A 15,892-nucleotide genomic window follows, 5' to 3' on the forward strand; every position below is an offset into this window, starting at 1 on the left:
TTATCATTTAAGGAATTCTTCCGTATTTCCTTAATATATTTATCTTGCGATTCCAACTATTCTATTAATAAACTTGGATATGAATCTGCACTAGTATCAAAATGATCTTCATTCGAAAAAGCTAAAACTGGCATAGCCCGATTATCACCTGACATTATCAGAAATCCTCCACCGTTGTAGTTTATAATATAATATGATGGTTTATTTACATTTGAACCAATAGGCTTTATTTCGCTGATGCTTTTTTTTAGACCTCCTTTAGAAAATATTTTATTGTTGTTCTTAAATATGGCAGTAGCAATATTTTGAACTTCATTCGGATCAATAAAATTTGCGTCTTGTCCAACTTCAAGATTTTCTTCTAAATATCCCGATGCTTTATCTTCATAATCCTTTTCGGTGCAAGATGTAAGTAGACCAAAAAATATAAACAAATAATAGATACTCTTTTTTATCATGTCTTTTTTTTCATACAAAATTAAGATTTTTTTCTAATTGTTATATGTTTTTTATAAGTATTTTATTTATAAATGCAATTAATTAATATACCGATTACATAATTAAAAATACTTAACGTAGTAAGAACTCTTACTTAAATATTATTTAATGATACCATTTTTAATAAGAAAAGATAATTTTGAGATTTAGAAAAATTAGATTTTGTATATAAATAGGATAGTTAATAAAAGCAAAATTCCTGAATAAAACAGCTAGTGTTGAAATGGTGAATTTTAGAATGAGTTTGACAGTTGTGAACAAACCTTTTTTTAGAAAAAATCTTTAGAATCTGTTTTAGATATTTAATTTTAATAAAAAAATGCCTCAATTACCAGAAAATGTAATCGAGGCATTTTCTATTTAAAACCTATTTTTAATCTACTAATTCAAAACTAGATTTTAGTTTAATATCTGCTGATGAGGTACCAATCATAACTTCAAAATCTCCCGGTTCGGCAACCCATTCTAATTTATTGTTGTAAAAAGAAAGTTTTTCTTTGTCAATTATAAACTCAATAGTTTTTGATTCTCCTGCGTTTAATTTTACTTTTTGGAAATCTCTCAATTCTAAAACCGGTCTCACCACAGAACCAAATTTATCCTGCAAATAAAGCTGAACTACTTCTTCTCCAGTCACCTTTCCGACATTGGATAATTGAAATGATACTTTTATGTTTTCGCTGCTTTTTATTTTTGCTGAAGATAATTTCAAACCTGAATAATCAAATTTTGTGTAACTAAGCCCATATCCAAAAGGGAATTTAGGGGAATTTTTCAAGTCGATATAGGACGAAACATAGCCGGTTGCTTCATCGTTTGGCGCAGGTCTTCCTGTACTGAAATGATTGTAATAAATCGGGATTTGTCCAATTTCTCTAGGGAAAGTCATTGGCAATTTTCCCGACGGATTGTAATCGCCAAACAATACATCGGCGATTGCATTTCCCGCCTCTGTGCCCAGCCACCAGGTATATACAATAGCAGGAGCATTATCTGCAGTCCAGTTAAAAATAAGAGGTCTTCCTGCATTTACTAAAACAACCACAGGTTTTCCTGTGGCCATAATAGCTTTTACAAGATCTTCCTGCACACCGGGTAAATGAATATTGCTTCGGCTTTTGGCTTCTCCACTCATATCGTGTCTTTCGCCAATACTTAAAATTACTACGTCGGCTTGTTTTGCTGTTGCAACCGCTTCTGCAAAACCATCTTTATTGTCTCCCTCTGCCTCACAGCCTTTGGAATAAAGCAATTTGGTGTTTTTACCTACTTTATTCTGCAGTCCATCCCATTGCGAAACAACCCATTTATCATAATTAACTTCCGGTAAATCAACAGCCCAGAATCCCATGTTAGCTTTGTATTCTTTGACCATTGGACCGATAAAAGCGATGGTTTTGAGGGTTTTTGAAAGTGGTAAAGTTTCGTTTTCATTTTTCAGCAAAACAATACTTTTTTTAGCCATTTCAAGTGCTGCTTTTCTGTTTTCGGGATTGTTTAATTCTTTTTCTGCTCTTTTTGCATCTGAATATCGGTAAGGGTTATCAAATAATCCTAATTCGAATTTTTTACGCAGGATTCTCTTTACAGCATCGTCAATTAAATCAACAGAAACTTTTCCTTCTTTAATTAATTCGGCCAAATTATACCGATAAGCATTGCTTTCCATATCCATATCGCTTCCGGCTGTAATAGCTGAAAAAGAAGCAGATTTCAAATCTTTTGAATATCCATGGGCAACCATTTCGCCGATAGATCCCCAGTCTGAAACCACAAATCCCTGAAAGTTCCATTTTCCTTTTAAAATATCTCTTTGCAAATGCGCATTTCCGGTGGCCGGAATTCCGTTTACATCATTAAACGAATTCATAAAAGTAGCTGCACCCGCATCCAAAGCGGCTTTAAAAGGAGGCAGGTAGGTTTCCCATAACATCCTTTCACTCATATCAACGGAGTTGTAATCTCTTCCGCCAATAGCTGCACCATACGCTGCAAAATGCTTTACACAGGCCATAACCGAATTCAGATCGCCTAATTTAGTGCCCTGAAAACCTTTTACTCTGGCATACGCAATTTTAGATCCCAAATAAGTGTCTTCGCCGGCACCTTCCATTACACGTCCCCAACGAGGATCACGGGCAATATCGACCATTGGGGCAAAGGTCCAGTGGATACCACTTGCCGCAGCTTCTGTTGCCGCAACTCTTGCTGCTAATTCAATAGCTGCTAAATCCCAGCTTGCCGCTTCTGCCAGCGGAATTGGAAACGTGGTTTTGTATCCGTGAATAACATCCTGACCAAATAACAACGGAATTTTAAGACGTGATTGCATTGCCAGCTCCTGATATTGTCTGGTATATTTTGTCCCGATAATATTTAGCATCGAACCAATTAAACCTTGCTTAATTTCGTTTTGCTTGTTTGGATTAATTGTAATGGGACCAGTTGCCTGATTATCTCCTGTGTACTGATTAAGCTGACCTATTTTTTCTTCCAGTGTCATTTTTTTCAATAAATCATTTATCTTTTGATCTATTGTCTGTTGCTGGGCCATCGCAAAAATGGAAATCATCAACAGGGTCATTGTTGTTATTTTTTTCATGAAATACTTTGTTTTATTCTTTGTACTGTCTTCTATATAATTGTTTTTTTAGGTTTTAAGATTAATTATTAGTTCTAAATTTTATTATGATGAAGGAAGTAGCAGTTTTTAATTCACTTCAATATAAACAGGCAAATGGTCCGAAGGATATTTTAAATCTTTTGAATCACTTAAAACAGCATGTTTCTGAATTGTTAATCTGCTATTTTTAGAAATAAATATGTAATCTATTAGTAATGTAACAGGTTCATTATGCTTAAAACCATTAAATGTTCCCGAAGGTCCAAAAGGTTTTTCTTTTGAAACGTCTTGGGTATCATCCATTTCTTTTTTTACTTCTGCAATCTGATCTGTATTGGGTTCTGAATTAAAATCACCCATCAAAAATGCCGGATAATTTTTAGAATTGATCTCTTTCATTTTAGAAAGAATCAGCTGCACTCCTTTCACTCTGGCTTCATTGCCCACATGATCCAGATGTGTATTAAAAACCCAAAATGATTTCTTTGTTTTTAAATCTTTGAAGAGTGCATAGGTGCATATCCTGTTGCAGGCGGCATCCCAGCCTTTTGAGACAACATTTGGGGTTTCTGAAAGCCAAAATGTATTCATCTGTTCTACTTTAAAGCGTTCTTTTTTATAATAAATAGTGCAGGCTTCACCCGTTTCATTCTCTTCTCTCCCTATTCCAAACTTACTATATTCCGGCAATGCAGAAGCAATATCAACAACCTGACCGGGGGTAGCTTCCTGAACTCCTAAAATGTCGGGACTGTAAAACCGGATTTGAGAAGTAAAATAATCTTTTCGGTTTGGCCATGCATTTTCTCCGTCTGAAGCAACGTCCAAACGGATATTATAACTCATCATTTTTAAATTCTGAGCATAGAATGAAGAGCTTGCAAAAAGAAGCATTAATAACAGAATAACAATGTGTATCTTTTTCATATTAAAAATTTTTATTCTCCAAAGCTACCATTTTAAGCTCTGCTGAAAAAAATCCATCTTTTAAAAAAACGTTAATCATAATCTTAAAGCTTGTTTGAATCTTGAGCAGTCAGATTTTAGAATTGGGATTAGCCATAATAATTGGAATGTTGTTTCATTGTCTTTTTTATATGGCAAATGGCATAAGGACTAAATAAATTATCAATAAACTAAAGTCTGTATTGCGTGTGCAGGTATTTTTACTACTGTTTTTTCAGTTGCCACAATTAAGTTATACGTGATTTCATTATTGGTATGATTCATTATGATAGTGGCCATTTTTCCATCTTTATTTAAGAATGAGGTACTGGACAAATGACTTCTGCTTACTGATGTACTTACTCTAACAGCATTTGGGCGAATAAACTTAGAAAAATGACCAATATAATAATAAGATGGCGTATAAATTAATTCACCAGTTGTGGTATCAGCATGAATAGGGGCGAAGCAAAAATTACCAACATGGTTTGGTCCGCCAAACTGATCTAATAGAATATTCCAATCGGTCCAGGCAACGGTTCCGTTATTGAAATCATTAATCATAGAAGTTCCATATCTTTCTGCATTTGGCCAAAACTGATATTTTGCAGGATCAAATCTTTCGACACACCCCTCGGTAAATATTAATTTTTTATCCGGATAGGCTTCATGAACCCTCGCTACATTTTCAAACATCGGCTGAGCTCCGGTCCAGGTTTCATACCAGTGAAAACCTATTCCCCAGACATATTTTGAAGCTTCGGGATCTGAAAAAATTACGTTTGCTCTTTGTACCATTAAATCGCGGTTATGGTCCCAGGCAATAATTTTTACATTTCCTAAACCTTCTTTTTTTAATGTTGGTCCTAGGAAATGTTTCAGGAAATCCCTCTCATCTTCAGCGGTATAGAGGCAGGATTCCCAGGTTTGGGTTGCCATAGGCTCATTTTGTACAGAAGTCGCCCAGATTGGAATACCTTCTTTTTCGTATGCTTTTATAAATTTGGCATACATATTAGCCCAGGGCTGATAAAATTCAGGCAATAATTTTCCGCCTTTAAGTACACTTTTATTACTTTTCATGAAAGCGTTAGGCGACCAAGGTGTTGCATAGACAGGGATTTTTCCTCCGGAAGCTTTTATGGCTTGTTTGATTAATGGTATTCTAAATTCTTTATCGTGGTCAATAGAAAAAGTTTTTAATTGGGTATCGCCTTCTTTGATATAAGAATAGCTTCCACTGCTAAAATCAGAACTTTGTATGGTTGTTCTTAGCAATGAATAGCCAATACCTTTTTGAGTATCGTAATAAGCATTTAGGAATTCAGCTTGTTTTTCTTTGGATAGTTTTGCAAATATTTCGGCACTTGCATCCGTAATAGCACCTCCAATTCCCATAAAGGTCTGGAATTTTTTGGAAGGTTCTACAAAAACTGAAATTTCAGTTTCAACAGGCTGTTGAGAAGGTGAGAATTTTAAATTATCTGTTGGGGTTAACCTTAATTTTGTATTATCAGCAGTGGTATACACTGTGATCGTTTTATTATTTGTTGTAAATTCTTCTGTCTGCTTTGGTTTTTTCTGTTGTGGATAAACAGAAAATGATAAACATAAACAAGTAATAATAAAGCCAATTTTTTTCATTGTATTATGTTTTAATAATTTAAGAATCAGGCATAAATGTTTTTGGATTCTTCAAAATGATTTAAAAAATAGCCCATATCAATAAAAAATATGGGCTATTCTAACAACCAAACTTAACTTACTTAACTTCAAATGATTCACGATTCAGTGAATACATTTTTATTGCAATATTTTATTCTCTCGAATATTATTAATTGCCTTTTTGCTTTTAGAACTTTTAACCGAAATAGAAGTGATCAGTGCTTTTTACAGCAATGAAATTTCTTATTAGCCGTTAGTTGCCCCAACCTGGATTAGGTGTCATTTTGCTATTGTTAAGAATTTCTGCAGAAGGAATTGGATATAAGTTATGTTTTTCAGCAAAATTACCATTCTTCTTAAATCCTTGGTTTTTAAGTACTGTTGCTGCATCACCCCAGCGAATTAAGTCAAGGAATCTGAATCCTTCAAACGCTAATTCTAATCTTCTTTCTGTTTTAATTGCATCAAGTGTAACAGTTTTAACAGGTAAGTCTACTCTGTCCCGAACTTTAGTAAAATAGCTTTGTGCAGTTGAAACATTTCCTGCTAAAAGATTCGCTTCTGCTGCCATTAAAAGAACATCTGCATACCTGATCAGTCTAATGTTTGTTCCGTAGTTTAATTCAGCAACACCCGGACTTGGAGCTGTTTCAGATTTTAATGTACCATATTTAAGTCTGAAATAGCCTTCCATTCCCCACACAGGGTCTGGTGCTGTCCAGTCTTCTGTCCAGTCTCCGCCATATTTTGTTCTAAGATCGGCAACTGACAATATTGAAGCATTTTTTCTAATAACATCACCTTCTGCATCAAATGCCTGAGCCATTTTAGCTGTTGGATAGTTAAAGCCCCAGCCTGGCAGAAGTCCTGAAGTTCCTGTAGTATAGTAATCTCCTCTAGGTCCCATTAACTGCCAGTTGATATTGTTTTCCATTGAACGGTTTCCTCCCCATTGAAAATTCCCCCAATCATACCCGGTGATATTATAACCAACTTCAAACAATGATTCTAAACCGTATTCAGATTCTTTTAAAAATAATTTGGAATAATCAGGAGCAAGGTCGTACTCAGTCGAAGTTATTACATCTTCAAATGCAGCAGCTGATTCAGGATATTTTTTTTGATATAAATAAGCTTTACCTTTTATCGCCTGTGCTGTCCCTTTTGACATTCTAAAACGCATTTCGGGAGAATATTCACTTTTTTTAGGCAGGTTTGGAATAGCTTCATCTAAATCTTTGTGTATTTGGGCATAGATTTGTTCAGGAGTCGATTTTTCAAGCGCAAACTCAGATGCACCCGGAAGTGCTAATCGTAATGGAACTCCTCCCCACATTGAAACTAATTCAAAATAAAAAAAGGCTCTTAAGGCTTTGGCTTCGGCTATCATCTGAACTTTGGCAGGTGTATCTCCTACGGCTATATTAATAACAGCATTAGCTCTCATAATACCAAAATACATGGTTTTAAAAGAATGTTCAATTGGTTTGTTTTCAGCTGTATATGAAAAGTCATCAAGTTGCTGGTAAGAGGGCTGGTCACCATCTGAACCTCCGCCTGCGTGTGTTTCGTCTGCCGGAAATGATTTTACAACATACATAGAATTCCAGTCAGTAGTATATGCCCATTGCAGCACATCATAACATGCAAATACGCCTTCCTGAAGTTCTTCTTCGGTTTTGAAATAATCATCAGCAGCCAAAACACCATAAACCGGCTTGTCTAAGAAATCGTCTGCACAGGAAACCAGCATAATAGCTAAGCCTGCAAATAATGATATTTTATATATTAATTTTTTCATCGTTATTAATTTTTTGTATTCGTCTTTGAATTAAAATGATACTGATAATCCTGTCATGATACGGCTTGCATTTGGATACAAACCTCTGTCAATACCTTGTGAGTTATTTGAAAAACTTCCTACTTCAGGGTCAATACCTTTGTATTTTGTAAATGTGAAGTAATCATCCAATGAAACATAAAGTCTTAGATTGCTCACTTTTATCTGGCTTAATAATTCTGATTTAAAATTATATCCGAATTGGATTTGTTTGATTTTTACATAAGAAGCATCCTGAACCATTAAATCACTTGTGTAAATGATTGGATCACTATAAGATGCTTTTGGAAAACTGTTAGTGCTCCCTTCTCCTGTCCATCTATCAGTGTAAAAGAATGACGGACGATTAGAAGCTGGGTTGTCAACTCTCGCTAATGCCAGGAAGTTTTCTCCTCCAAAGGCACCTTGTGCAAAAATCTTAAGATCAAATCCTTTGTATTCAAAATCTATAGTGGTTGAAACTATTACATCATGGTGAGGGTCACCAATGTATGTTTTATCCTGATCTGTGATATCACCGTCACCATTCGTATCAACAACTATAGGCGCACCCGGAGTTGGGTTCCATGTAGAGACATTTCCTAAAGCTGTTTTATAAGCGTCAATTTGCGCCTGATTCTGGAAAATACCATCTGTTTTATATCCTCTGAAAAACCAAACTGGTTTTCCTAATTCGAAAGAAGTTACAGTTCCTAATACTGGCAGGTTTGCTCCGTCAACTCTTGTAAGCAATGGGTTTAAATATGTAACTTCGTTTTTAATTGTAGTCAGGTTTAAGTTGATTCCATAGTTGAATTTACGTCCGGATTCTCTCCATCCTGCTTCAATTTCAAATCCTTTGTTGGTTACATCACCTGCATTAGCATATGGAGCTGCATAACCAGTTGATAAAGGTGGAGATGAAGGAGTTAACAAGTCTTTTGTAACCTTTTTATAATAGTCAAAACCAAATGTTAATCTATTATTAAAAGCTCGTACATCAAATCCTAAATCGGTTTGTTCCGTAGTTTCCCAGGTAATGTCTTCGTTAGGTAATGCTTTAAGTTCACCTACAGTATGATAATTGCCTAATGCATCCGGATATTTTAAACCATCTTTGGTAATGAATGCCTGCCATTGGCCTGCAGCAATATTAGATGTAGAACCATTTTGACCCCATGATGCTCTTAATTTTAAATGATTCACAGTTTCAGTTGCCCAAAATGATTCATTAGAGATGATCCAGCCCGCAGATACTGCAGGGAAATATCCGGCACGTTTGTCCGGCGCAAAAAGCGAAGAGTTATCATTTCTTAAAGAAGCCTGAAATAAATATTTATTATCGAATGAATACGTAAGACGTCCAAAGTAAGAATTCATGGATGATGGTGTTATATTACCGGATATAGTTCCCGTTACAGGAGTTTCACCAACAGGTGCCCATTGATCACCTTCCTTAATCATTCCAGATGCCCGTGTATTCAAATAGCGATATTCAGTGTCCTGAGCAGACATACCTATCATGGCAGAGAATTCATGCTTACCGATTGTTTTGGTGTAAGTTGCAAAGTTTTCAAATAACCATGTTTTAAAAATTCCCTGATTATAAGTTTTAGAGTTTGTAGTGTTTTCTTTAGTAGAATTCCACCATGCTTTTTGAGACCAGTCATCATAATTGTTGAATGCCTGCTCAATTCCGTAACGTGTTGTAAAAACAAATCCTTCAAAAGGCTTGATATTGGCATATACATTACCAATAATTTTGGTTTCCTGGCTTAAGCCATGATCAATTGCAATTTGTCCAATTGGATTTGCTATTTCTCCATCAATATATTCTGAGATACCATAATATTCTCCATTTTTATTCTTGATCAGTACTTTTCCTGACGCCAATGCATCCTGAACGTGTTGTGGCAACGCTGTTCCGTTTGGATAAAATACTGGTGTCAAAGGATCCATTAACATGGCGTGATTCATGATACCGTTGAAACTGTCATCCTCAGTAAAAGCTTTACGTTTGTTTACTGAAAGGGAGAAATTTTCTCCAACTTCTAAATATTTGCTGACTTTGTGATTGGAGTTAGCTCTAACAGTTGTACGTTTAAAATTGGTTTTATCTCCGCCAAAAATCCCATCCTGAGTAAAAAAGTTGCCTGAAATTAAAAAGGTAGAAACTTCATTTCCTCCTGCAAGCTGAAGTGTATGATGCTGCATTGGTGCTGCATCTTCAGCTGCTTCATCAAGCCAGTCTGTTCCTTTTTTGCCTTCCCAGTCTGCTACATTTGGCCTGTTACCCGGAGGTTTTGTTTCGTCAATCCATTTAACGTACTGATCAGCATTCATCATTTCTAATTTTGTTCTCAAAGACTGAAAACCAAATTGATTGCTGTAAGTAACTTTCATAGACCCCGCTTTACCTTTTTTAGTTGTAATCATTACAACTCCATTACCTCCGTCAGCTCCATAAATAGCAGCAGATGCAGCATCTTTTAATATTTCTATTTTTTCGATATCATTAGAGTCTAAGAAATCGATATTACCGGTTCGCATTCCGTCAACCACATAAATAGGGTCTGAGTTACCATTTGATCCTGCTCCACGGATACGAACTTTAGCTCCAGCTCCCGGAGCACCAGATTGTGCCATAACAGTTACTCCCGCAGCTTGCCCTTGTAATACCTGTGTTGATAAACCAACTGATAAAGTGGCAATTTGCTCTGCTTTTATTGAAGAAATAGCACCTGTAACAACACTTTTCTTTTGTGTTCCGTATCCTACCACTACAACTTCATTTAAGTTTTGTGATTCAGGTTTTAATCGGACTTCGATTTTAGTTCTTCCATTTACAACCTCTTCTATTGTATTATATCCCACAAAAGATATTGTCAATGTTCCATTAGAGGGAGCATTAATTTGAAACTTTCCATCAAAATCAGATGCAGTTGCTTTGTTAGTACCTTTAATTAAAATTGTTGCTCCCGGGACGGGCATTCCACTTTCATCGTTAACTATTCCATTTACCGTGATATCCTGAGCGACTGCGATAACTGAAAACAATAAAGACGAAAAACAAAAAAGAAGTAATTTTGTTAATTTCATTTTTCTAAAAATTTTGGTTAATTAATTAGTAATTTGATGCAATGATAAAGCTAAAATCCCAAATTTTTATAATTATTTATTATTACAAAAACACATCAAACTATAAAATTATACTTTACAAAAACACATCATTTTAATTTTAAATAATTGATTTTTAAATATTTAAAAAAGTAATTGAATTGTTATAGTAATGTTAATTATCATAAAAAAACACTACATTTATCAAAAATGAAATAAACCATTAGTATAAAGTTTTTATTGTAATTGCGTATTTAGCATAAATGTAAAAATTACAATTAAATGCATTAATTATAAAAAAAGAGGTCAGAAAATATGAAATCGATAAGTTTTTTTTTGAGTATATTTTTATTTCTTCTTGCTTTCAGCAGTTTTAGTCAGGTAAAAAATATTGGAACTCCTAATCTTAAAAATTATAAACGAACAGAATATAAAGGTGGAACTCAAAACTGGAGTATCGATCAGGATAAAAATGGTAATATGTATTTCGCAAACAATAGCGGATTGATTCAATTTGATGGTTCTACGTGGCGTACATATTCTTTACCAAATAATACTGCAATAAGAAGCTTAAAGATTGATGGATCGGGGAAAATTTTTGTTGGGGGAAATAATGAATTTGGCTATTTTAAAGCAGGGGATAAGGGAGATTTGAAATATTACTCACTTTCAAAGCTAATTAGTCCCAAAGATGCAAAGGATATAAATTTAATCTGGAGAATTCATATTTTTAAAGGAGAAGTAATTTTCCAATCTTTTACTAAAGCACTTTTTTACAAAAACAACAGAATTAAGGTTCTAAATGCACCAAGAAAGTTTCAGTTTTCTTTTGTAATAAAGAATCGTCTTTACTTTCAGGATAAGGAATTGGGAATTTTAGAATATAAAAATCAAAAATTATATTCTTTAAAAGGCACAAAGGTTCTAAATGATAAAGAGATTTGGGCTATGTTTCCGTTGCCTGACAACAAGATTCTTTTGGCTACTCTCGAAAAAGGTCTTTTTGTTTATGATTTTAACAGCATAACAGAATGGAATACGGAAGCAAATAGTTTTATAAAAAAGAATACTTCGCTTGGCGGAGCAATTATAAAAAATAAATTTATCGTTCTAAATTCTGTTTTAAATGGTGTAATAATTTGCGATTTGAAAGGAAATATAATTCAGCATCTTAATCGCCAAAAGGGACTTCAAAACAATACGATACTCACTTCATTTGTTGATAGTAAAAATAATCTTTGGCTGGGGCTTGATAACGGAATAACCTTTATTAATGAAAATTCACCTTTCACGTATTTTGATTATAGTTATAATATAGGTACAGTTTACGCATCTGTATTGCATCAGAATAAATTGTATGTGGCAACCAATCAGGGATTATTTTATCATCCCTGGAATACTTCATTTAGTGATGAACCTTTCACCAGGGTCGAGGGAACAATAGCTCAGGCATGGAATATTCAGGTTATAAATAATGTTTTAGTATGTTCCAGCAATAGCGGTGCTTTAGTTATAGAAAATAATAAGGTGTCAAAAATACTGGATACCAGAGGATATTTTGGTTTGAAACAGATACCCAGACATACTGAATATGCCATCGGAGAGCATTATAATGGTTTTTCAATTTTTAAAATTGGATCAGACAGCGCTGAGTTTATAAATCAGGTTCAAGGCTTTGATGAAACGACCAGTACTTTCGAAGTCGAATTGGACAATGATTATGTATGGTTCAGGAAAAGTCCCTACTTATATCAGATGGAACTTTCTGATGATCTCAAAAAATTTGAATCAATAAAAAAACATACCCGGATATCTGTAGTAAACAAAGGAATTGAAAGTCTGCAATTAATTAATAATAAAATTTATTTTCAGACAAAAAATCATTTTTACAGATTTTCAAAAGATCAGGATGATTTTTTTGAAGACAGAAAAATGAGCAGTCTTTTTAAAGATATCCCGCTAATCAATACCTTAATTCAGGATTCTAAAGGAAATTTATGGTATTCATTCAATCAGTCTCTTGGTGTATTAGAAAAATCAGACAATGAAAAATACATCAGAAAAGAAGCGCCATTTTCTAATTTAACCGGGAATCTGGTCAACAGCTATATATCAATAAACAGAATAGACTCCAAAAATATTTTTATTGGATTAACGGATGGATTAACACACTATGACGCTACAATTCCGAATACATTTATAACCAAACCAACTGCTTTCATAGAAAGTTTTTCTTTTCCAGGAGATACTATTATAACGGGGAATCTAAAAACAATTGACAAACTGTTTAATTTGTCATACACTGACAATCGTGTCAAGTTTACATTTTCTTCGCCTGTTTTTGAAAACCAGGAAAATGTTGCTTATTCCTACAAATTAGAACCTTTTGAGGATACCTGGCGAAGCTGGTCTCCTGTTGCGATTAAAGAATATACGAATTTAAGGGAAGGTAATTATACAATGAAATTAAGAGCCAGAAACAGTTTTGGTGTAGTTTCAGATATTGATCAGGTCAAATTTACGATTTCACCTCCATGGTACAGGCATTTTTTAGCTTACATTTCCTATTTGCTTTTAATTTTTGTTGGTATATATGTGATCTCGGATAGAATTAAACTAAAGATCAGAAAAAATAAATACTATGAAACCATTGAGCAAAGACGTTTATACCTGGAAAAGGAATCTAAAATAAGACAGGAGCAGCATGAGCTCGAAAAAGAAATTGAGAAATTAAAAAATGACAAACTTCAAATTAAGATTCTGGCAAAAGACAAAGAGCTGGTAAATAACTCTTTACAGGTCGTAAAGAAAAATAAAACCCTGAATAGCATAATAAGCAAACTAAAAGATATTGATACAAACATTTTAGATGATGCCACGAAATCTGAATTTAATAAGCTCCATAAAAGCATTGTAAAAGAAGTAAATACGGATAAAAGCTGGAAAGATTTAGAAAAGCATATTAAGAATGTACATTTTGATTTCCTAAAAAGATTAAAAGAAAAATACCCAACAATTTCGCCCAGAGAATTAGACTTATCAACTTATCTGCTCATGAATATGTCCACTAAAGAAATAGCCGAAATCATGAATATATCCAATGGAGGAGTCGAATTGGCCAGATACCGGTTAAGAAAAAAACTTGGGTTAAATAAGAAAGAAAATCTTATTGGGTTTTTAATGAGTATATAGTGTTAGAAATCTTGCCTTCTGCGTTTTTATAAGTAAGTAGAATATTCCAACATCCAAAATGAATTTGATTTTGGATGTTTTTTTATGACTACATATTTAGGATATGTGGTAATTTATTTGTGAAGTAAAATATTTACAAAAATATCGACAGAACATTTGTGAAATTGGTTATAAAGTTTATTTTTGAAAAAAAATTCTTACTTAATATATCAGCGAATAATTTATGGGACATTTTTCAGAACAGGTACATATCAGCATAGGGAGTTTTACCCAAAATGTAGTTTATCATAATTTAGAACTGTCACAAAAGATGGCCGATCACCATCATTTTTCTTTTGTATGGCAATACACAGGCAAGGCGATCATAAACCCGGCAGATCAGGCAAAGGCATTGCGAACCTATCTTGGCGATGAAGTTATCTTTACCTTTAAAAGCCTTACCGGAATCAGGTTGATGAGCAAAGGAATCATTACAGAGCTTTCATCAATAGACCTTCACGGTAGTGCCGAAGGATTGCATGTCAAAGGCATCAGCCACACTATTGTGCTGGACGATATGAAAAAGTCAAGAACCTACCAGCAAAGAGGCATGAATGATATCGTGCTGGATATTTTAGCAGAAGGTCCGGGAGAATTCTATGAAAGGGATGCTATAAAATCGACTTACCTTCAGGAATTCAAATACCTGGCCCAGTATAATGAGACCAATTTTGATTTCTTGAAACGATTGGCAAGCCGATACGGACAATGGTTCTATTTTGACGGAATGCGGATGCAGTTCGGACAAACCAAAACCAGTAAAATAAAACTCATCAACGGGTCTTCGTTGCATGGTTTTAAAATCCAGACCAATATGGCTTCCCATAAAATTTCTTTGGGAGGGTATGATTATAATAATGCATCTAACATTCGTAATGCCTCAGCAAGAACATCTTCGGGAAGCAAAGACAGCTTCTCTGCTGTAGTTGGACATAATCAGGGAACCGTTGCCCAAAACGATTTGAATCATGGAGCTTACACCACCAATGCCCAAAGCAGCGAAGAAATCCAGGAAATGGTCAGACTGCAGACCGCAGGCAGCGACGCCAATAGTGTTTATTACAGCGGAATATCTTATTTTCCGTTAGGACTTGGACAGGTTTTCAGCATCATAAACCAGACTGTAGAACACGAACTGATTGTGACAGAAGTAACACACCTCTCGCAAGTTCATGGAAACTATACCTGTAATTTCAAAGCTATTCCGGCAGATGTTGCAGCTCCACATTACACAGACGTACATGTATTTGCGAAAGCCGAAACTCAGCCAGCAAAAGTAAAAGACAACAACGACCCGGAAGGATTAGGACGTGTAAAAGTACAATTCAACTGGGCAGGCGGAAACAATTCAAGCGAGTGGCTCCGAATGATACAGCCACACTCAGGTTCAGGAAAAGGTTTTTACTTTATTCCCGAAATTGATGAAGAAGTTTTGGTAGGTTTTGAAGGTGACAATGCACAGAATCCCTATATTTTGGGAACACAATATAATGGAAGCGCTACAAGCGGTTATGCAGACGGGCAGAATAATGTAAAAGCGATCCATACACGTTCCGGGACAAAAATAGTTCTAAACGATGCTGAGGGAAGTATTTTGATTGAAGATCCGAGTGGAAACAGCTATTTGATGGATGGAAAAGGAAATATTAAGGTGAGTGCACCGAACAGAATCTCATTTAACTGTACAGATATGGATATTAATGTTTCTAATAATTTATCAACTTCTGTGGGAGTTAATAAAACGGAAAGCGTTGGGGTTGATGCTATAGAAAGTGTTGGAGGTATAAAAACAGAAATTGTTACAGGAAATAAAAATAGTACCATAACAGGAAACTTTATAGAAAGAGTAGAGGGTAATTTAGAATCTCATACAGTCAAAGAACTTATATTTAATGGCGATAAAGATGTAATGATCTCTTCTGTAGAGGAATTTACAAAGCATTCACAAAAGCAGATTATTCACAATAGTTCCGAACCTAGTAATTTTTATTAAT

Annotated in this window: 8 protein-coding genes; 2 read left to right on the top strand and 6 right to left on the bottom strand. The window is 34.6% G+C overall.

Translation table 11 applies throughout. The features are described 5' to 3' along the window. Nucleotides 1–56 precede the first annotated feature (56 nt). The 6 genes from OZP09_RS14935 to OZP09_RS14960 all read right to left on the bottom strand — a co-directional run bounded on the left by OZP09_RS14935 (nt 57) and on the right by OZP09_RS14960 (nt 10,649). Nucleotides 57–476, bottom strand: coding sequence for a Spi family protease inhibitor (locus OZP09_RS14935; protein WP_281309593.1), 420 nt, complete (start codon nt 474–476; stop codon nt 57–59). Nucleotides 477–871: 395 nt separating this feature from the next. After that, complete coding sequence (locus tag OZP09_RS14940; RefSeq protein WP_269234532.1) at nt 872–3,100, bottom strand: glycoside hydrolase family 3 N-terminal domain-containing protein; 2,229 nt, start codon at nt 3,098–3,100, stop codon at nt 872–874. A 108-nt stretch (nt 3,101–3,208) separates the two neighbouring features. Further along, nucleotides 3,209–4,048 (bottom strand): endonuclease/exonuclease/phosphatase family protein, encoded by an 840-nt coding sequence (locus OZP09_RS14945; protein WP_269234533.1) that lies wholly within the window; start codon nt 4,046–4,048, stop codon nt 3,209–3,211. A 201-nt stretch (nt 4,049–4,249) separates the two neighbouring features. Beyond that, a complete protein-coding gene (locus OZP09_RS14950) occupies nt 4,250–5,710 on the bottom strand; it encodes a glycoside hydrolase family 30 protein (RefSeq protein WP_269234534.1) in 1,461 nt (486 codons plus the stop codon). Nucleotides 5,711–5,984: 274 nt separating this feature from the next. Next, on the bottom strand, nt 5,985–7,532 hold the full coding sequence (locus OZP09_RS14955) for a RagB/SusD family nutrient uptake outer membrane protein (protein WP_269234535.1): 1,548 nt from the start codon (nt 7,530–7,532) through the stop codon (nt 5,985–5,987). A 30-nt stretch (nt 7,533–7,562) separates the two neighbouring features. Next, the gene (locus OZP09_RS14960) at nt 7,563–10,649 is read right to left on the bottom strand and encodes a SusC/RagA family TonB-linked outer membrane protein (RefSeq protein WP_281309594.1); all 3,087 of its coding nucleotides are present in this window, start codon (nt 10,647–10,649) and stop codon (nt 7,563–7,565) included. A 354-nt stretch (nt 10,650–11,003) separates the two neighbouring features. Here OZP09_RS14960 and OZP09_RS14965 point away from each other — a divergent pair, with 354 nt between their 5' ends. Together OZP09_RS14965 and OZP09_RS14970 are read left to right on the top strand one after the other, a co-directional pair. Continuing rightward, the gene (locus OZP09_RS14965; RefSeq protein ID WP_269234536.1) at nt 11,004–13,859 is read left to right on the top strand and encodes a triple tyrosine motif-containing protein; all 2,856 of its coding nucleotides are present in this window, start codon (nt 11,004–11,006) and stop codon (nt 13,857–13,859) included. Nucleotides 13,860–14,082: 223 nt separating this feature from the next. Beyond that, nucleotides 14,083–15,891 carry a type VI secretion system Vgr family protein gene (locus OZP09_RS14970; protein WP_281309595.1) on the top strand — a complete coding sequence of 603 codons (1,809 nt, stop codon included), beginning with the start codon at nt 14,083–14,085 and terminating at the stop codon, nt 15,889–15,891. The last annotated feature ends 1 nt before the right edge of the window (nt 15,892 follow it).

The organism is Flavobacterium flavigenum (assembly GCF_027111255.2).
In the GTDB taxonomy this organism is placed as follows: Bacteria; Bacteroidota; Bacteroidia; order Flavobacteriales; family Flavobacteriaceae; genus Flavobacterium; species Flavobacterium flavigenum.